The organism is Bacillus sp. FSL W7-1582 (genome assembly GCF_038593325.1).
Taxonomy (GTDB): domain Bacteria; phylum Bacillota; class Bacilli; order Bacillales; family Bacillaceae; genus Bacillus; species Bacillus altitudinis.
On the sequence record NZ_CP151987.1, the window covers coordinates 806,136 to 824,916 of the forward strand.

The window sequence follows — 18,781 nt, forward strand, 5'->3', positions numbered from 1 at the left end:
ATTGGGATGTAAAATGAAGTGAGACAGAAAAAGGGAGATGACATACATGCCATTTGTAAAAGTCAATTATATGGAAGATGAGTACGATAAAGAAAGCTTAACTTCTATTAGCCAAACGATCATGAAGGCTCTGATAAAAGAATTTCAAGTTCCTAAAAAAGACTACTTTCAGGTATTCAGTTCACATAAGAAAGAAGAATTTTTTTATGATCCCCATTATCTTGTTCGTCATGAAAGAGATCATTGTCTTTTATATATCCAAATTACATGTGGTTCAGGAAGAACCGAGGGACAGAAGCAATCTTTATATAAGGAAATAGCTGACCAGTTGTATAACAAACTCCATATATCAAAAGAAAATGTATTCATTATGCTGATTGAGACAGGCTTGGAAAATTGGTCCTTTGGAGAAGGGCTTGCGCAGATGATCAAGTAACGGAACGATTGAAAGGGGAAATAGCTATGCATCAACCAATCAAGCAAACTGTAAAATTCACTCTCGGAGATTTTGCTCCAGCATTTGTTGAGTATTCAGAAAAAGTTCTCTTTGGAGATTTATGGAGAAGGGAGGAACTTTCTCTTAGAGATCGCAGTATGATTACAGTCTCAGCTTTAGTAAGTACGGGCAGTCTGAATCAGCTGGAATACCATTTACATCTTGCCAAAGAAAATGGTGTCACGAAGAACGAATTGATTGAAGTCATCACTCATCTTAGTTTTTATATCGGATGGCCTAAAGCAGCTTCAGCACTAGAAGCGGCTAAACATATTTTGGAGGACAAATAAAATTCATCAAACAACGAGCCCTATTTGAGATAGGGCTTTTTTATATGCGAATAAATTGTATTTTAAAATCTTCTATTGACTTTCCCCTTTACTGAAAGGTTTATACTGTGATCAGATCAACAAATCGGAGGAGATGCAGGATGTTCAAGATCGGCGATTTTTCTATGTTAAGTAAAGTGCCTGTCAAAACCTTAAGGTATTATGACCAAATTGATTTATTAAAGCCTCAGCAGATCGATCAAGATTCGGGATACCGTTATTACTCAGCTGAACAGCTGCTTGAGGTCAATCGAATTTTTCTCTATAAGGAATTAGGCTTTACGTTAAAGCAAATGGGGCAGCTTCTTCGTGAAGATATTTCGGTAGAGCAAATTCAGGGCATGTTTCTCTTGAAAGAGAGTGAGATTCAGCAATTGATCGAAAAAGAACAACAGAAATTAGCCCGTATTAAGGAGCGGATGCACCTCATCAAACGAGAGGGGTGTGTTGAAAAAGAACAGGAGGTCATCATCAAATCGGTTGAAAGCAAACGCATCATGTCTTTTCAATCCAACGGAACTGTTGATGAGATCCCATCATTCTTTCAAATGTTTCATCATTTATTACATAAACATCAACAAGAATCGATCTCGGGACCACAAGTGGTGCTATGGAGAGAATCACTGGATAAAGAAAGTGAGTTCGAATTTGAGGTGGGGTATTCCGTCAAATCGTTCAGGTGCTCTCTTCCTCAGGGAATGACAATTCGCACGTTACCTGCAGAAGACACCATGGCGACACTCTTATTTCATTCACATTCTCCATCTGCACAAACTGCTTGTGTTGACCTGGCGACATGGATCGAACATAACGGATACCGCGTGAAAGATGATCAGCCGGGCCGAGAAATCTATTACCCATTGTCAGAAAATGAAGAAGGCAGACTCATTGAAATTCAAATTCCTATTAAAAATGAAATCAAATCGTAAACATGGCCCAAAGGAGAAACGTCACGATGCAAAATAAAACCGTTGTCTATTTACTTGCTTTAGCAGCTTTTTTAATCGGAACGATCGAATACATCATTACTGGCATTATTCAAATGGTCGCACATGATTTACATATCACAACGTCTACTGCTGGCTTATTGGTCACATCTTTAGCACTTTCGGCCGCAATCGGTGCACCGATTGTCATCGCACTAACCATCAATATGGACCGCAGAAAAATATTAACATGGACGCTGATCATTTTTATTTTAAGTAACTTTATCACAAGTATCAGCCATTCGTTTGAAATGGTCATGATCACAAGAATTTTACAAGGAATCAGTGGGGGAACGGCGATTGTAGTGGCGATGGCGGTTGCAACTCGTCTTGTGGAACGAGAAAAAAGAGGAACAGCCATTGGCATCATTTTAATGGGATTAAGCAGCTCCTTGGTTTTAGGCGTTCCAATCGGGACATTTCTAAGCAGTATGATCGGATGGAAAGCATTATTCGCAGCCATTGGAGTGATCACGCTTATTCCGCTGATTGTGGTGTATAGGCGGATCCCTTCTATGAAAGAACAAGAACCGGTGACGCTTCGTATGCAATTATCGATTTTAAAAGACAAGCGAATATTGCTTGCAGTGGCAGTCACGTTATTCTATGTAGGGGGATATTCGACTTTATTTACCTATTTAACGCCCTTCCTGCAAGCATCAGCCAACCTAAGCATCACAGAAATCAGTGGCATTTTGTTACTAGCGGGAATATGCAGCTTTTTAGGATCAAGCCTTGGAGGGATGGCAGCAGATAAAAAAGGACCCATCTTCACGATTTTTTCTGGCATCATCTTGCAAATCATGATGCTCATGCTACTAGCATTTGTCACAGGGAATCTCGTGGTCATGGTGGCTGTTATCATGATATGGATGATCGCAACATGGAGTACATCACCAGCTCAGCAGCTATATCTTGTAACCCTTGTTCCGAAATCTCCTGATATTGCATTAAGTGTCAATACATCATTTATTCAATTCGGATTTGCTTTAGGCTCGGGGGTAGGGGGGATTGTGTTAAACGGAACCTCTGTATTGAACCTAAGTTGGCTCAGCGCCGGTACGGTTTTCCTTGCGTTACTCATGACCATTCTCATGGTGGCGTTTGACCGATTTTCTCAACATATGCGTTTGAAGGTGATCGAGCAAGGAAGCTAACTTAAATTCAATTTTGTATGGAAGGGACTACTTATTTCGGGTAGTTCCTTTTTGGTTTGAAGAATGCACCAGTAAAGTTGTTTATTTGATACAATAGGGGGCAATATCCAAAGATTGAAGGCATTCATATATTTCTTTTAAAAACGATGAATATCAAACAAAAGAACCACTAGATGAGGAGAGAAAATAAATGCAAATCAGCGAAGAGATCATCAATCGAAAAGGTGCTCGAAAGGGGACTGATATCCCTCATGACGTCTTGTTCCTTTTGAATCAAGGAAAAATAGAGAGTGTGAATTTAACTGAATGGCTGGCTGTCAATCATCTGACGTTATTACATCATGTTTTGCCATCCGTTGGTTTAGACCATCATTTAGACGATGTATCATCTGATGTCACTCAACAAAAGGCTGAGTCTGGAATGAAAGCAATTCGTCTCATCGGTCAATTGTTAGATGAAGTGTTGCAGAAAGAGAATGGGGAAAAACAAGCGGAAGTGCTACAGGCGTTTACTCACCATGTATCTGATAGCGTCCGCTGTTGGGCTGCTTATATGAACAAACCCCGTTTATCAACTTTGGAAGAGAAATTGGCGTACATTCAACCATTTGCAGCTGATCCTCATTTTGGAGTTCGAGAAATTGCGTGGATGTCAGTGAGAGAAAGCCTAACGGATCAGCTCGATCAAAGTATAGAACATTTAACAGCATGGGCTAAAAGTAATGATGAAAATATTCGCCGATTCTCAGTAGAAGCTATTCGCCCAAGAGGTGTTTGGACAAAGCATATTGAGTCATTAAAACAAGAGCCAATGAGGGCACAGCCTATTCTAGACTTGCTCAAATCTGATCCATCAACATATGTTCAAGATTCTGTAGGAAACTGGCTCAATGACGCTAGTAAAACACAACCAAATTGGGTCATAAACCTGTGTGAACAGTGGTTAAAAGATTCTGATACAAAAGCAACTAGCAGAATTGTCAAGAAAGCCAAAAGAACGATTGTGAAGGGGAATTTTTAAACACTAATATCAACTGATTAGACAGTCCATGAAAATGAGTAAGCAGTCAATTCAGCGGTTTGAGAATAGGACTAAACCCATAGAGGCAAGCGAAAAAGTAAAGGGAATTACTCTTTACTTTTTTCGTGTGTGAAAAACCAAATTCACAATAGAAAGGAAAAATATTGAAACATTTTTCCGATAAAAACGTAGTACAGATAGAGCGATTATCAAACCATTTGAACGGGGAGGAGTATAGTATGGAACAAGCTGTATTAAAAAAGATGCGAATAAAACAAATAGCAGCGTCTAATTTAATATTTGGCATCATGATGGTGATCTTTTTTATGATTATTCAAATTTCTGAAATACGATTTACACATTTCTTTTTTTGTTTAGGCATTCTAATGCTTTTTCAAGGTGTATTGGGCTTTATCAAAAAAGGAACAACAAAGTCTTTCATTCCTCTTTTCGAGCAGGTAGCTATTTATGAAAAGGAGAAACTGGGTAAAGAATGGTACAAAGAAAAAAAGATGGAGAATATTTGGAAATTGATATTGAGTGGACTTATGTTCTTTCAGTCGTTTAATATTCAAAATATACCGAATCCATTCTTTGACATAGAACCTATTTTTCTCATTTTCTTCTTGGTTATTTCTTTAGCTCTTATCAATGTAAGTATGCTTTTTCGAATTAGAAAAATCGATCGATCTACTGAGAAACACGAATTAAAAGGTTATACAAAAGAGTCAAATATGATGGCAATGGCTTTAGGTTTCTTGACCATCATCATCCTATTCGGCTTTATCGTCATATTCGTCCTTCCATAAGATAATCACTTAACAGATTGAGGTGAAACAAATGAATGAAACTCTACAGCATCTAATAGATGATACAAGAAAGAAGTTCGGCTTAGATGATTATTGTTTAAAAAACTACGAGTATTACCGAAATGTGAATATGTTTAATGAAACAATTTATAAATTGTGTATGGAATGGTTTCCTCCACATCAAACGGCACCTGTGGACGAAGATTTAAACCCGGATGGCACAGCCGTGATAGAAGTGAATTTGAATACAGGAAAGGTTGAGAGTGCTGTTTTTGTCATGGGTAAAACATATGCAAAGGAGGGTGTGTGCTTTGATAGCGGTCAGAATGACGCCATCAAATGGATTGAACAAGAAACAGGGTTGATATATGGAGAGCACTTTCACTTGCATAAGGAGGAAAAAGGGGAGCTTATTTTTGAGGAAAAAATTGCTGGTGTACCAGTGACCCCTTCGGGCATGATTGATGTGAAATGGGATGAACATGGACAACTCATTTACTTTGTTCTTCACGGCCCATTTGTTTCTATAAAAAAGTACAGGGCTGAAAAATATACGTTGCTCATTGAGAAGATTGAAAGCTTAGCCGTTCAGCAAGTGCAACGAATCGAATGGCCTTCCTTTGATCAGAATAAAATTCGTCCAATTTATGCGTTAGAAGAAGTGTATGTAAAGAATGATGGAACCGGAATCCTCCCGTTTGAAGGTACGATACAGGAACATCAATGTCTCAATATCAACCAAATCATCAAATGGGATGAACCAATAACTGAACCTTTTGTAAGAAAGGAATTAAATATTCAAGAAGACATCTCAGATGATCAAGCCTTTTCAATTGAACCCTCACCAGATACAATGCCCATAACAGAGGAAGAAAAAGATAAGTGTTTGAAAGCAGTTCAAAAATTGTTGAGTCAGGAATATCCTAACGACACCGGAAAATGGGTTTGCATTTCTCTTCATCGTGATCATTACATTCATGCAACAGTAAAAGCAAATAGACAAGAGAAAAGCTTGCTTACAGATAAAATCTTGATATTCATTGATGCCCTTACATTTGAAGCCGTTAATTACATAGATAGAAAAGAAATGTTTAAGGAGTGTGGCATGTTGGATGAACTCCAACCCCCTGGCGAAATCACCCTGACAAAACAAGAAGCCTTCGAAAAATTAAAAGATCGGTTAGAGCTGACCCCCATCTATGTATATGATTTTACAGAAAAGCAGTATGTCTTATGTGGAAAACTAGATTGTCATGATGGAGTGGATGCAGTGAGCGGGGAAGTCATTCCTTTACAGGATATTTGAATTGGCATTTTACGCTATCAGAAGAACAGTCAGTGCTGTTCTTTTTTTTGTCCCATCTCCCTCTTTTTTGCAGAAAAATGGAATATTGTAGCAGGAAGTTGTCGTTTCATCACGAAAGAAAACAGGTAAGAATATGATCATAGGTCCATTGTTTGGATTCGTGGTGGAGTCAATGAGATGACATAGGAAACGTTATACATATTAAACATTCGTGACAGTACAGTCGATCTACAGTTCATGTCTAAAAAGTGAGTGATCGTGTCTCAAGCCGTATGCGAAAATACGTGTACCGAGATCATATGATGAGTTGGTTCCGTTTGTTTTTAGGTGAGTTTGAAGCCAAGTTAGAAGAAAGTGAGGATATCTACCTTGAGTACATTGGAAGTGTTTCGTCAGTTTTTGGTTGACCATTATCCTGCGTTACAAGATGAGCTTTGGCTGAAAGATGTTGATACCCTTCGAATCTCTCCTATTCTTCATCCTTTTCTGAAAAGCAAGCTGCCAGATGGGATTGAAAAATTCACTTGTGTCCTATTCACGCAGCAAACAGATCAAACCACTGCCCCGCTCAAAGTATACCTTCTATTAGATGAATATGGGCAATCGCTTTACGCCATTGATTTGATGAATGAACAAATCGTGCTTCATTAATACAGAACCAAAAAGCTGCTTGAGCATGTCTCAGCAGCTTTTTTGGTGAAACTTAGTTTGTCATATCAACCAATCTTGATTGCAAGTTGTCCAATTCTTTCTTTGTTGGAAAAGAGCTGATCAGCAGCGTAGACCGTCCTAATTGATGAGGAAGCTCAGTATCGGTCACAATCATATCAATCCCAAGTCGATCCATTGTCAGTTCATTTAATGTATTTTCTGGACTTGTGAAAATATGAATGAGAGGAGGCAATCTTAATTTAATTAAATCCGCAATAAACAAACTATGATTATAACCTAATGTTGAAATGACAAAAATGTTCAACACGTTTCTCCGATCCATTTCCAAATGAACAAGCCCTCTCCAGTTAGAAGTAATGATACGAATCAATTCTCGTTCATTTTTCACAAAAGAAGCGAGTATATCGTCTGTTTTTAACTCTTGGATGATATGAGTAATCCTCGAATAGAAGTAAGGAAGCTGTTTTTTTACCTCTGATAAATAACTCGATTTCTTTTTGAAAAGGAATCCATCTCTTACGGTAATTTCCCTAGAATACACATAATATTGGAGAAGAATCAGTGTCATCGCCTTGCGATTAGCCACCTCTTGATGAAAAATCAACTCCAATTGATTGATAAAGGAATGAATGGCTTCAAAGAGCTGTGGTGTATGCGATTGAAAGAACGTCAATTTTTCTTCGACCGTTTCAATTGATTTATAATGGCCAATAGCTGGTTCAATCAATAATAAAAAGACAAATTCGTGACGATCCAATGTAACACCAAAAGTGTCCTTTGTCATTTGGCAAACGTGTTCTTCCAAGTTTTTGATTTGTTTATAGATACCTTTAGCTGTAGATGTTTGTTTTTCCTTATCCATTGAGTACCTATAATTGCGTCGTATGGTAAAATTTTTCCTCAATCGGTGTATGGAAACGGCGAGCCATAGGCAAAATTTATCTAAAGCCACATCAGGTAGATTGACTTCGAGCACCTGAAATAGCTTTTGTAAAAAATCAACTGCTTCTTGCTTTTGAATATCATCGAATGGCCAAAGCCTGCTTCCATAAACTTCAAACAAAAATTCCACAAAAAATTGACGAATCTCCTTCTCATTTCCATGGAACTGCATACTATCTGGTCGTAACTCAATGTCATACGAGGTAAGAAGCGAATTGATTTTATGTATGGTGTTATACAATGTGGATCTACTGATATTCAGCGTGTCCATCCATTCATAGAAAGACCTGTTTTGTTCAAAGAAAACGCCGTCAATCAATCGAATTTCAATCGTATCTTTTAGAATTTCTTTGATATAGTAGTCGACTCGTATCGTCTGTGTATAACAAATGGATATGCCTTGTCTTGGCTTTATGCGGATTAACGGCTCACCGTTCTCTGTTTGGAACGACTTCATTTGTTCTAAATCGTTTTGAATGGCACGAACCGAACCGATTTGTTCATTCGATATCTCTTGAAGGCTCCACCACTTATCTTTTGATACAAGCAGTTTTAGAATTTTTATCCATCTCTTTGATTTATTATCAATGAGCTCCATTAAACAACTAACTCCTTCCCTTGGCTTGCCTTTATATTATGAAGTTCACTTAAAGAACATTTTAATTTCTAAATAGGCATAAAATGATTTTAATGTTTAGGATAAATCGTTTTGTCTTCACTTTTCATGATAAAAGAGAAAAAAATTAGACGAAAACAAATGTTATACCCTAATTCTCCATATCTTTCTTTTAAAAGATGATAAGTATGCCATGAATCCCATAAAAATGGATCATTTTGTTTATTTTTTTGCTGCTCAAACGGTAAAAGTAAGAATAAAAAGCATCGGCTTTTTGATTACCATATGGAAGGGAGTAGAAGGAATGCGATCTATATGATGCTGAACTATCTCACCATACATACCATATGAGTCATGCTTGTTTTATATGAACGTTCTATATGTGAATACATGCTTATATATGCATGTACTAATTATTTATTGTTCGTTCCAGTATAAATAGAAAAATTCACATTTAATCTTTTCACGATCCCTCTCACTATTCCCCATTTCTATAGACCCCTATCTAGTTACTATACCCACTACTCATGATTTCCTTTCAATTCATGATTGATCAACTCATCTTATTCATAGGGTCTTAAGGTACATTTTTTTAGAAAATATTTGATCAGAAGCGGAGTGATCGATCTGAGAGTATACAACTGATTTTTTATCATTGTTGAAAATTAATTTTAGAAAAGGGTGGATGTATTGAAAAGAATATTGTCATTGGCTCTCATTGCGGTGTTAGTCATACAGTCTAGTATATTAGGAATCTTGCCTTTAGCAGGGGCACAAGCTAAAGACATTCAAGAGAATATTTATGTGAATATTGAGTTTGCTGATAGCGAAGGCAACAAGTTATCAAACAAAGAAGATCAGCAAGTTAGAAAGGCCATTGTGCATTGGTCTATCAAAGGAATTGATCTCAAAAAGCAGTATCCGTATATTCTCTCTCTTCCATCAGTCATTCAGGTAGAGAAGGAGCAGAAAGAACGCATTACTGTCGATGACATCCCTGTTGGTGAGTATACCGTTTCAAAACAAAATGAAGTGACTGTCACATTCAATGAGGATATTGAGCTTGATCCGAATTTAGAAGGATCTATAGATATTGACGTCACCAGTATAGCTGAGAAAAAAGAGAAAACAAAGCAAAATGAGCATAAAGAAAATCTTTCAAAAGATGATTCAACCTCATCGGAGAAAGACGAAGCTGCTAACAATCAAGAAACTGTTCAAAAGACACAAAGCGATGAAGATGAGTTACTAAAAAACAAAGTGAACGTGTCTAAGCGTGTAGGGCTGCAAAGTGTTTCAAAACAAATGCAGATACAAGAAAATCTCCTTACTGACGCGAAATTAATTTTTGAAGATCAGGAAGGTAATTCAGTTGATAAGCCTGACGTCAACTCACTGATTTCCATTAACTATAAGTGGGCCATCCCGAATGGTCATAACTATAATGGCGGGGATGAATTCCATTTCAAGGTTCCAGAGGAATTAGTCATTTACGAAAAAATCGATCGTCTCGAGATGAAATTTAATCAATCGATCATCGGTTATTTTTCTGTAGATGAAAGCGGAAATGCCTCTATCGAATTCACAGATTTTATTAAACAATATTCAAATATCCAAGGAACACTTCAAGTTTGGACACAATTAGATAAACAAACAGTGATCACTGAAGAAAAAGAAGTGGTGATTACCCCGATTGAAGGCAAAGATACGATATCGATTCCGATTCAATACATTCCAAATGGTCCGAATGTCTCTAAAAAGGGAGAACCCAATCGATCTTACAATGCTGAAACCATTCAATGGACAGTCGATTTTAATATGGACTTAGATGATGTGAAACAAGCGAAACTGTTAGATCCGATTCAAGAAGGTCAAGCGTTAAAAAAAGATTCAATCAAGCTTTATCGTGTAGATACAAAGCTAAATGGTGAAACATCGCTTGGACAGCTGCTTGACGAAAACCACTACACCATCGGCCAAACAGCAGATGGTCAAGATTTCACGATCGAATTTAAAGATGACGTGCATCTCGCTTACCGTTTAATGTATGAAACGGACATTACGAATCAAGATCAGTCTGTGTTTCGTAATAAAGCGTCCCTTGTCTCTGCTGATAAAGAGATTAGTTCAGCAGAAGGAACAGTGAATGTGACAAGAGGCAGTCCTTTAAATAAAAAAGCCGCCCACTACGATCCAGTCACACAAACGATTACTTGGGAAATTCGGTATAACTATAACGAAAAAAAGCTGGCTCAAAAGGATGCTTTGATAGAAGACTTCTTTAACGGCACACAGGCGCTAATATCTGACTCAATTCAAGTCAAAGAAGTCACAATTGATCAGAACGGCAACGAAGCAGGAACAAAAGCATTTGAAAATTACGTGGTTCAACCTCAAACAAAGGATGAACAAAACGGGTTTACCTTGCAATTCAATCAAGAAATTCAATCGGCTTACCTGATCACATATCAAACAAAAGCAACCGAGCGAATTTTCGAAGCTGAAGACATTATCAATACTGTAACAGCTGGCAAAGAGAGCGAACAAGGGAAGCAAAGAATTGATCAGCAAATCCTAACGAAAGACCACGGAACACCGGATTACAAGAACAAGACCATTCCATGGCGTATCATCTTCAACAAAGATCAACAAACCATGAACAACGTGATATTAAAAGATACGTTTACAAACGAAGGATTGACGCTGCAAAAAGATAGTTTAAAAGTGACGACAGGTAATACAGTGCTTGAAGAAGGCACAGATTATCAAATCGTTGAACATGCAAATGGATTTGATATTCAATTTACGAAAGAAATCAAGACAGAACATACTATCACATATACAACGTCTTTTGATTATGAAAAAAGAGCAGATAAAGATCAAAAGAACTTGCGTAACCATGTAAAACTTGAATGGGTAAATGAAGATGGCAAGGATTTGACGAAGGAAAACCAATCTGTCTTTACGCCTGACACATACACGCAGTCCAATGGGTTCAAGAATGGAACATATGATGCAAAGAAAAAAGAGATCACATGGAATATCGGTGTGAACTATAATTTGAAGCATCTAGAAGAGGCGAAAATCGAGGATTTCATTCAAGGAAATCAGCGTTTGCTTAAAGATTCAATTATCGTCTACTCGCTTGATTTACAAGGCGGGGAAAATGGTGCGGAAGAAAAAGAAGTATTAGCGAAAGAACATTATGACATCAAATTCCTTGAAAATGAAAAGGGAGAATCAGGCTTCGAAGTCATTTTCAAACATGCCATTGATTCCCCATACAAAATCACGTATCAAACAAGTGTTGAAGGAATGGATTTAGTACAGAAAACCTACGAAAATAAAGCGACCCTTTATGATGGGAAGACGAAAGAATCAGACGTGAATGCTGTGGTGTCCATTCCAAATGGAGGGAAATACACGAGCAAGTCAGGAAATCAACAAGGGAAAGTCATTGATTGGAAACTGAATATCAACTTTGGTCAATCAACAGTCCAAGATGCGACGATTATAGACCATCCGAGCAGTAATCAAGCCATAATAGAAAACTCATTTCATCTGTATTCGACAACAATAGATGAAAAAGGGCAAGTGACTAAAAAGGATGAGCTTGAAAAAGGGAAGGATTATGAACTAGACCTTGAATTCGATCCAGATTCTTTTCAAATCAAATTTAAAGAAGAAATCACGAGACCCTATATTTTAGAATACCAATCTCTCATTTTAGATAAGGTGGGAAGTACACTTCAAAACGAAGTAACGTTTAGAGGTGAAAATGTAAAAGAAATCAAAAAGGAATCCGAAGCCTCAATTGTGGTCAAACGTACCGCTGGCATGGGAGATGGCACAGGAGCGATTGGCGCTTTAACCATTAAAAAGGTAGATGCGAGTGGTGGAAAAGCGCTAAAAGGAGCAACCTTTTCTCTGACAGATGCTGCGAGCGGTATCGTCATTGGAACAAAGACAACAGATGAAGAAGGAGCTCTTCGATTTGATCGTCTTCTGTATGGTGACTATATCGTGACAGAAGAGAAAGCACCTGATGGTTATTTGAAAACGAAGGAACCGATCAATGTCACGATTGATCAGCCTTACGAATCAGGAGATCAAACGAAAATAGGAAACAGCATGACGGTGCAAAACCAAGAAATCCGCCAGCATGTGAAGCTCACGAAAAAAGACAAAGAAACGGGTGCGGCATTAGAAAATGCAGAATTTGAACTGAAAAATGAATCTGGAGATACCGTCCAAACCCATTTGAAAACGGATGAAAAAGGAGAAATCCTATTCAAACATCTTGAGCCAGGTTCCTATTATTTTGTTGAAACAAACGCACCGAAAGGCTATCAATTAAATCAGCAAAAATGGCCGTTCACCATTAAAGAAAATCAAACAGAAACAACGGTTGTCACCGCAGTAAATGACATCATCAAAGGCTCTGCAGAATTGAGCAAAATAGGTGAAGGCGGAGAGAGACTAGAAGGTGCACAGTTCAAGCTCTTAGATCAAGATGGGCATGAGCTAAATGGTGCGCTTGTCACAGGAAAAGATGGCAAGATCACGATCAATGAACTAAGACCGGGTTCGTATCAGCTCATCGAAACAAACGCACCAGACGGTTATGTATTAGATGAAACACCCATCACATTTGAAGTACCACTCGATCCAAAAGAACCAGTCATCATTTCACAAAAGAACCTCTATGAAACAAGTGCATTAGAAGTGATGAAAGAAGGGGAAGATGGCAAGAAGCTTCAAGATGTTCGATTTGAAGTCTTGGATCAAAATGACAAAGTCGTGCGTAAAGATTTGACAACAGATGAAGATGGGAAGCTGTTGGTCGATGACCTCAAACCGGGCAAATATCAGCTTGTGGAGACAGAGAGTATTGATGGTTACCAAAAGAAAAATAAACCTTATCCGTTTACCATCGAAATCGCACAAAAAAAACCGGCAGAGATCAAAGTGATCAATGATCTCAAAACTGGAGCTGTCCAGCTCACGAAACTCGGTGAAAAGAATGATGTGCTTGAAGGAGCAGAATTCAAGCTAGTAGATGCAAATGGAAAAGAGATAAAAACAGGTCTTGTCACAGATGAGAACGGGAAGATCATCGTCAACGATCTGAAACCTGGAACCTATCAGTTTGTTGAAACGAAGGCGCCATTCGGTCATGAGCTTGACGAAACACCTGTCACTTTTGCTATTCCATTTAACCCTGAGAAGCTGGTCAGTGTGACAAAAGAAAATAGCCGCACAACTGGCGGAGTGCTGTTACACAAAAAAGGTGAAGATGGGAAATCATTAGAAGGGGTTGTCTTTGATCTATCTGATGCCAAAGGAAAGATTGTGGCAGGAGGAGAAGGAATTACAACCAATCAGGATGGAAAGATTACCTTCACAGGTCTTAAACCTGGAACCTATCAATTTGTTGAAAGAAAGAGTCTTGAAGGCTATGAATTGAGTGCGAAACCACTTGTCTTTGAAGTTGAATTAGGTCAAAAAGACTTGATTCAAGTGGAGGCAATCAATCAGCTCAAGAAAGGTTCTGTAGAACTAACTAAAATAGGGGAAGAAAAAGAAAGATTGAAAGGCGCAGAATTTACCCTTTTCAATGACAATGGTAAAGAATTGCTGTCAGGTTTAACAACCAACGAAAAAGGCATCATCACTGTCAACGATTTGAAACCAGGCGCTTACCAATTGGTTGAAACGAAGGCTCCTTTTGGACATAAACTAGATGCAGAACCAGTAGACTTTCAGATTGATTTCAACCCAAATCAACTGGTGAAAGTGACAAAAGAAAATATTCGCACGACAAGTGCTGTGAAGCTTCAGAAAAAAGGGGAGGATGGTCAGTTGCTCGCTGGCGTGACCTTTGACCTGATTGATGCGCATGATCAGCGTGTGAAGAAAGACTTGAAGACAGACAAAAACGGTCAACTGACAGTCGATCAACTGAAGCCAGGAACCTACCAATTTGTCGAAACAGCAAGCATTGCCGGCTATGAATTGGATCAGACACCTGTCTCATTTACGATTCGTTTAGGTCAAGACAAACCAGCAAAAGTAGAAATGATCAACAAACTGACGCCGGGAGCAGTGGAACTGACCAAAGTGGATGCTGAAGGACACACGTTGGAAAACGCAGAGTTTGCTCTTCAGAGTAAAGACGGGAAAACGTTGAAGAAATCACTTGTAACGGATCAAAAAGGAAAGCTTCACATCAACGATCTAAAACCGGGAGAATATCAATTCGTTGAAACGAAAGCGCCTCACGGCTATGAATTAGATGATCAGCCGATCCGGTTTACGATTGAGAAAAATCAGCAGAAGCCTCTTCAAGTAACAGCGAAGAATCACTTGATTTTAGGAAGTCTGCGTATCATAAAGGTAGACCAGCAGACTGATAGAACCTTAAAAGGTGCAGCCTTTGACATTCGTACAAAAGCCGGGAAAATCATCAAATCTGTGACAACAGGAAAAGACGGAGAAGCCATTGTCAAAGGGCTTAAACCTGGTGAATATACACTCACAGAGACGAAAGCTCCAAATGGTTATGTAGCATTAAAAAAACCACTCGCTTTTACAATTCAAATGGGCGAAGTGGAGATCAAGACATTGATTGTGAAAAATGCTCCAATGAAGAATGAAGAGGACCACACGAATCCTCCAGCCTCAGATCAAGGGGATCAACATCCACCTCATGGCTCAAACTCAAACGGGGAGCTGCCAAAGACTGGGGAAGAATGGCTACGTTATTTGATGTATGCAGGGATTTTACTAGTAGTGTCTGGAACTGTTCTTCTTGTAGTCAGAAGAAGGACCATTCAGTAAAAGGAAGGAACGAGTGTATTGATGAAAAAAAGAACCTTATTAGGCAGCTTTTTGGTGGTCGCAGGACTAATGCTTATCTCCGTTCCTTTTCTATATGAGTGGCGAACGTCTCAAGAGGCAGCAGCCATGGAAGAGGCATTGAAAATGATTGAAGAAAATGACAGTGATGCCCTTTCTTCTATTCCACATTTAACTGTGTCAGAAGAAGACCTGCGAGATACGATGGAGCTTGAGATCCCGTCAATTGATTTAAATGAAAAAGTGCTACCTGTTACATCAAAAGAAAATTTAAGTATTGCACTGACTCAAATCAAATCTCATCAAATGCCAGGTGAAGGAAATTTCACGATTGCAGGCCATAGAGGGTATAGAGGCGACCGGCTTTTCCGACAGCTGCCAGAGGTGCCTAAAGGGGAAAAAGTCGTCTTACATCATCAAGCAGAAACATACGAATACAAAATTGTCAGCTCAGCTACGATAGAACCGACGGATGTTGATGTACTAAAGGATCGTGGGAAAAATGAACTGACATTGATCACTTGTACTCTTGATGGCCAGAAACGATTTGTCTTAAAAGGAATACGAATCAATGCTTCAAAGGATAAGCAACCGTCGGATGTATAACACCAACATAATAGATGATGAGTTTGATGGAAAAGCAACGCTCACGACCGACATGTTACACCAACTGTTAGTAGAGCATTATCCCACTTTAAAAAACGAACGTTGGGATGTGGATATAGATACAATTCGGACTTCGCCTATTCTTCATCCTTTATTAAGAAGAAAGATTCCGATAGGTATTGAAAAATTCACATGTGTTTTGTTCACGCAGCAGACAGGGTCCTTTGGAGAGCCTTTGATTGTGTACTTTTTATTGGATGAAAAAGGCGAATCGATTTACGCAATGGATTTCTTGCTTGAGCAGCATAATCCACATTAAACGAGAAATAAAAAAGCAAGATCTTTAATGAACGGGTTCGGTTTTAAGGTGGGAAAATTGTATTAGTCATATAATGAGGACTCTAATTCGTATATGAATTGGAGTTCTTTTATTTGTTTATATGAAAGAGTACAAGCTATCGTCAAGACCTGTGCAGAATATATGGAGTATAGTGAAAGCGAAGTCGTTGATATGTTGTTGCTCCATATTTTAGATGATAAAGATTTTATAAAATGAATTGAAAACAGACGTAATCATCGGCGGATTGTGGTTAAACGGACCAAAGAAGACCATCTAGATTTTATCCCTTTCCCTGTTTCTTCGGAAAAACTCTGATAAAATTCATTTAGATATCCATCATTTGTAGGTGTGGAGGTAAAAGAATGTTAAAAGAAGACCCTGAATATATTTTTCGTCATGATGCACGACCAGAAGCTGTTCATGATTTAGCCGATGTAGATGAAAATGCCACTGAGTTAGTAATCACAGGTAAAATTAAAAATATTGAAAGGTTGAACTCTTTTTCTAACCTGACGAAATTGTGGATTTACAAAGTGAGCCAAAAGGAATTCAATACGATCTTGAGCTTAGTTAATCCCAAAATGCTCTATATGCGTGAACTGAGAGTAGAAGATTTATCAATCATCAGTTCTCTTCAAGATGTTGAGGTATTGGCACTTGAATGGAATACAAAGGCACAAAGTTTATGGGATCTATCAAAAAACACTTTTTTAAAATCTTTATCCTTAACAGATTTTTCAAAGTTGAATGACATAGCTCCTTTGCAAAAAAACACTGGTTTAGAATGGTTGCAATTGTCAGGTGGGATTTGGAACACATTAAATTTAAATACGCTTCAACCTTTAAGATACCTTAAGAATTTAAAATATCTGTGCTTATCAAATATAAAAGTGAAGGACGAGTCTTTAGAGCCAATATCGGCATTAGAGGGACTCAAGGAACTTGACATTTCAAACCAATTCCCGACAGAAGAATACGCTAGATTATCCGTCACCCTTCCAAATACGAAGTGTGATCGTTTTGCACCATACATCTTTTTATCAAGTCCTATTGTAGATAAAGATGTAATGGTAATTGGAAAGCGAAAACCGAAATTAAATTCAAAAGTCGATGGAGAAAAGTTGAAAAAATACGAAAAACAATTTAAAGCGTACCAAGAAAAGTATAAAAATTAACTGGAAAAGCAATGGATAATCTATTCCATTGCTTTTTCTATTACGCAAATAACTTCAGCCCAACGACGCCAATCACAATCAGCAGCAAGCTGAGGATACGAATCATGTTTTTCGGCTCTTTAAATAGAATCATATTAAACAAGACAGAACCCGCTGTTCCAAGTCCAATCCAGACCGTATAGGCAATGGACACTTGGACGGAAGAGAACGAGGCGTACAAAAACAAAAAGGATAAGGCAAATCCGCCGACAAATAACATGCCTGTCGTGAGTTGCTTTTTCTTACTAAACATATTGAGGCCAATGGTTCCGCCAATTTCGCAGGCAGAGGCCAACAGTACAAAAAACCAGCCCATTTATACCGCTTCTCCTTTCTGCTCATGTGCATCTCCATCAGACACCTTCAGTCCAATAATTCCGAGAATTAAAATGCCCATAAATAAGAGCTTTTCTAATGAAAACGAACCGCCGAACAGCGCATAATCCATTAAAGACGTACCAATCGTTCCAACTCCGGCAAACACGGCGTACACAGTCCCTGTCGGCAGCTTCTCGCAAGCTTTCATTAAAAAATAAAAATCAACCGGGATCAGGCAGATAATGATCGCCCACTCCCACACAGCATCTGCTTTATTTAAACCAAACACCCAAAGTAATTCAAATAAACATGTGAGTGCGACATACATCCAGCTTTTTTTCATCGTATTTCCTCCTAAACCTTAAAACTGACGATTCGTCATTTTGAAGCCAAAAAAGAGCGTACAGCAAGTGCTGTACTAAGTTAAGGTGTCTCTATACCGAGTGCGTAAAGGAGAAATTGCTTCACCTCTCGCTTTTGAATCAGAACCTCTTCTGTATCTGTTTCTGTAAATAAGTACATTTGCTCAGCTGATGATTCAAGTAAACCGATAATGAATTTCGCAGCATATTGACAGTTCAAGTTCGCACGTACTCTTTTGTCCTGCTTTGCCTTTTCTAAAAAAGAAGCGACCCATTTGTAAATCGGTTCATAAATATCTTCCCATTCCTTTAAATGCTCGGTGGCAGCTAAACCTGAATACGTCAGGGCAAGAACATCACGGTATTGCCTTGTAAAAGCGAAAATGAATTCAACAAGCGCATCTGCTTGATCGAGGACATCTGCATGCTGAGTTAATTCCTTTTCGATCGCAGGCACCATCTGTGCGATCAGATGTTCAGCGATGGCAGGCATGACAGACAGCTTTGAAGGAAAATATAAATAAAAAGTTCCTTGCGCTACTCCTGCTGTTTTCACAATATCCGATATAGTCGTCTTTTCAATTCCCTTCTCTTTAAAGGCATCTATCGCAGCAAGCATAATTTTTTCTCGTTTTGACACAGGATCACCGACCTTAAAATGACTGAATGTCAGTCAGTTTAGCGGAAAAATGACGATTTGTCAATATCGCATGAATTGTGAGAATAAGTGATGAATAGATACAGGAAAG

At 38.4% G+C, this 18,781-nt stretch carries 16 protein-coding genes; 12 read left to right on the forward strand and 4 right to left on the reverse strand.

What is annotated here, in order from left to right; translation table 11 throughout:
• Positions 1 to 46: 46 nt before the first annotated feature.
• The 8 genes from NSQ11_RS04015 to NSQ11_RS04050 all read left to right on the forward strand — a co-directional run bounded on the left by NSQ11_RS04015 (position 47) and on the right by NSQ11_RS04050 (position 6,755).
• Positions 47 to 436 (forward strand): tautomerase family protein, encoded by a 390-nt coding sequence (locus NSQ11_RS04015; protein WP_046526906.1) that lies wholly within the window; start codon positions 47 to 49, stop codon positions 434 to 436.
• Between the two features lie 26 nt (positions 437 to 462).
• On the forward strand, positions 463 to 786 hold the full coding sequence (locus NSQ11_RS04020) for a carboxymuconolactone decarboxylase family protein (RefSeq protein ID WP_046526907.1): 324 nt from the start codon (positions 463 to 465) through the stop codon (positions 784 to 786).
• 140 nt (positions 787 to 926) lie between these two features.
• Entirely contained in the window at positions 927 to 1,754 is an 828-nt protein-coding gene (locus tag NSQ11_RS04025) for a MerR family transcriptional regulator (RefSeq protein WP_342501276.1), read from the forward strand.
• 26 nt (positions 1,755 to 1,780) lie between these two features.
• Positions 1,781 to 2,968 (forward strand): MFS transporter, encoded by a 1,188-nt coding sequence (locus NSQ11_RS04030; RefSeq protein ID WP_335358027.1) that lies wholly within the window; start codon positions 1,781 to 1,783, stop codon positions 2,966 to 2,968.
• Positions 2,969 to 3,158: 190 nt separating this feature from the next.
• Positions 3,159 to 3,989, forward strand: a complete 831-nt coding sequence (locus NSQ11_RS04035) for a DNA alkylation repair protein (protein ID WP_046526910.1) — start codon at positions 3,159 to 3,161, stop codon at positions 3,987 to 3,989.
• A 239-nt stretch (positions 3,990 to 4,228) separates the two neighbouring features.
• A complete protein-coding gene (locus NSQ11_RS04040) occupies positions 4,229 to 4,798 on the forward strand; it encodes a hypothetical protein (protein WP_046526911.1) in 570 nt (189 codons plus the stop codon).
• 31 nt (positions 4,799 to 4,829) lie between these two features.
• The gene (locus NSQ11_RS04045) at positions 4,830 to 6,104 is read left to right on the forward strand and encodes a hypothetical protein (RefSeq protein WP_212339221.1); all 1,275 of its coding nucleotides are present in this window, start codon (positions 4,830 to 4,832) and stop codon (positions 6,102 to 6,104) included.
• Positions 6,105 to 6,473: 369 nt separating this feature from the next.
• Complete coding sequence (locus NSQ11_RS04050) at positions 6,474 to 6,755, forward strand: hypothetical protein (protein ID WP_017366847.1); 282 nt, start codon at positions 6,474 to 6,476, stop codon at positions 6,753 to 6,755.
• A gap of 52 nt (positions 6,756 to 6,807) precedes the next feature.
• Here NSQ11_RS04050 and NSQ11_RS04055 read toward each other — a convergent pair whose 3' ends face one another.
• Complete coding sequence (locus NSQ11_RS04055) at positions 6,808 to 8,316, reverse strand: helix-turn-helix domain-containing protein (protein WP_035391314.1); 1,509 nt, start codon at positions 8,314 to 8,316, stop codon at positions 6,808 to 6,810.
• Between the two features lie 699 nt (positions 8,317 to 9,015).
• Here NSQ11_RS04055 and NSQ11_RS04060 point away from each other — a divergent pair.
• From NSQ11_RS04060 to NSQ11_RS04075, 4 genes are all read left to right on the forward strand, one after another.
• Positions 9,016 to 15,174: a SpaA isopeptide-forming pilin-related protein gene (locus tag NSQ11_RS04060; protein WP_342501277.1), complete on the forward strand. Its 6,159-nt coding sequence runs from the start codon at positions 9,016 to 9,018 to the stop codon at positions 15,172 to 15,174.
• Positions 15,175 to 15,195: 21 nt separating this feature from the next.
• Positions 15,196 to 15,798 (forward strand): class D sortase, encoded by a 603-nt coding sequence (locus tag NSQ11_RS04065; RefSeq protein WP_008341713.1) that lies wholly within the window; start codon positions 15,196 to 15,198, stop codon positions 15,796 to 15,798.
• Complete coding sequence (locus tag NSQ11_RS04070; RefSeq protein ID WP_052320611.1) at positions 15,791 to 16,117, forward strand: hypothetical protein; 327 nt, start codon at positions 15,791 to 15,793, stop codon at positions 16,115 to 16,117. Before NSQ11_RS04065 ends, NSQ11_RS04070 begins: the two co-directional genes overlap by 8 nt.
• Before the next feature lie 383 nt (positions 16,118 to 16,500).
• Complete coding sequence (locus NSQ11_RS04075; protein ID WP_035391308.1) at positions 16,501 to 17,313, forward strand: hypothetical protein; 813 nt, start codon at positions 16,501 to 16,503, stop codon at positions 17,311 to 17,313.
• A gap of 40 nt (positions 17,314 to 17,353) precedes the next feature.
• Here the strand turns inward: NSQ11_RS04075 and NSQ11_RS04080 are convergent, their stop codons facing one another.
• The 3 genes from NSQ11_RS04080 to NSQ11_RS04090 form a co-directional block, all read right to left on the reverse strand.
• Positions 17,354 to 17,668, reverse strand: coding sequence for a multidrug efflux SMR transporter (locus NSQ11_RS04080; protein WP_035391306.1), 315 nt, complete (start codon positions 17,666 to 17,668; stop codon positions 17,354 to 17,356).
• Complete coding sequence (locus tag NSQ11_RS04085) at positions 17,669 to 18,013, reverse strand: SMR family transporter (RefSeq protein ID WP_017358819.1); 345 nt, start codon at positions 18,011 to 18,013, stop codon at positions 17,669 to 17,671.
• Positions 18,014 to 18,093: 80 nt separating this feature from the next.
• Positions 18,094 to 18,651: a TetR family transcriptional regulator gene (locus NSQ11_RS04090; RefSeq protein ID WP_034647861.1), complete on the reverse strand. Its 558-nt coding sequence runs from the start codon at positions 18,649 to 18,651 to the stop codon at positions 18,094 to 18,096.
• Positions 18,652 to 18,781 lie beyond the last annotated feature (130 nt).

Excerpts from the sequence above, each read along its gene's own strand:
- NSQ11_RS04015 (WP_046526906.1), top strand. The coding sequence starts at position 47 with ATGCCATTTGTAAAAGTCAATTATATGGAAGATGAGTACGATAAAGAA.
- NSQ11_RS04020 (WP_046526907.1), top strand. The coding sequence starts at position 463 with ATGCATCAACCAATCAAGCAAACTGTAAAATTCACTCTCGGAGATTTT.
- NSQ11_RS04025 (WP_342501276.1), top strand. The coding sequence starts at position 927 with ATGTTCAAGATCGGCGATTTTTCTATGTTAAGTAAAGTGCCTGTCAAA.
- NSQ11_RS04030 (WP_335358027.1), top strand. The coding sequence starts at position 1,781 with ATGCAAAATAAAACCGTTGTCTATTTACTTGCTTTAGCAGCTTTTTTA.
- NSQ11_RS04035 (WP_046526910.1), top strand. The coding sequence starts at position 3,159 with ATGCAAATCAGCGAAGAGATCATCAATCGAAAAGGTGCTCGAAAGGGG.
- NSQ11_RS04040 (WP_046526911.1), top strand. The coding sequence starts at position 4,229 with ATGGAACAAGCTGTATTAAAAAAGATGCGAATAAAACAAATAGCAGCG.
- NSQ11_RS04045 (WP_212339221.1), top strand. The coding sequence starts at position 4,830 with ATGAATGAAACTCTACAGCATCTAATAGATGATACAAGAAAGAAGTTC.
- NSQ11_RS04055 (WP_035391314.1), bottom strand. The coding sequence starts at position 8,316 with ATGGAGCTCATTGATAATAAATCAAAGAGATGGATAAAAATTCTAAAA.
- NSQ11_RS04065 (WP_008341713.1), top strand. The coding sequence starts at position 15,196 with ATGAAAAAAAGAACCTTATTAGGCAGCTTTTTGGTGGTCGCAGGACTA.
- NSQ11_RS04070 (WP_052320611.1), top strand. The coding sequence starts at position 15,791 with ATGTATAACACCAACATAATAGATGATGAGTTTGATGGAAAAGCAACG.
- NSQ11_RS04075 (WP_035391308.1), top strand. The coding sequence starts at position 16,501 with ATGTTAAAAGAAGACCCTGAATATATTTTTCGTCATGATGCACGACCA.
- NSQ11_RS04080 (WP_035391306.1), bottom strand. The coding sequence starts at position 17,668 with ATGGGCTGGTTTTTTGTACTGTTGGCCTCTGCCTGCGAAATTGGCGGA.
- NSQ11_RS04085 (WP_017358819.1), bottom strand. The coding sequence starts at position 18,013 with ATGAAAAAAAGCTGGATGTATGTCGCACTCACATGTTTATTTGAATTA.
- NSQ11_RS04090 (WP_034647861.1), bottom strand. The coding sequence starts at position 18,651 with ATGCTTGCTGCGATAGATGCCTTTAAAGAGAAGGGAATTGAAAAGACG.